Source organism: Tetzosporium hominis, assembly GCF_002265435.1.
GTDB lineage: Bacteria > Bacillota > Bacilli > Bacillales_A > Planococcaceae > Chryseomicrobium > Chryseomicrobium hominis.
Genome location: NZ_NOKQ01000341.1, coordinates 1 through 264, shown reverse-complemented (window position 1 = coordinate 264; position 264 = coordinate 1). Strand labels below are relative to the sequence as shown.

Here is a 264-nt window from a genome sequence, read left to right as displayed (position 1 = left end):
TCCTTAGCATAAGCACCAGCATGGATGACCAGACGGCTAGCCTCTGGAATAGTCATGAAGTAACGTGTCATACGGAAGTCTGTCACCGTTACAGGACCACCTTCAGCAATCTGACGTTCAAAGACAGGAATCACACTACCACGGCTACCAAGAACATTCCCAAAACGAACTGCACAGTAGGTTGATTTACTACGTTGGTTAAAGCCAGTAACAATCAACTCTGCCACGCGCTTAGTCGCACCCATAACATTCGGTGGATTCACC

Annotated in this window: 1 protein-coding gene; it reads right to left on the bottom strand. The window is 47.7% G+C overall.

Annotated features, from left to right (window positions below; genetic code table 11):
* On the bottom strand, window positions 1–264 hold a 264-nt coding region (locus tag CF394_RS14185), incomplete at both ends, for a polysaccharide biosynthesis protein (protein ID WP_133079858.1).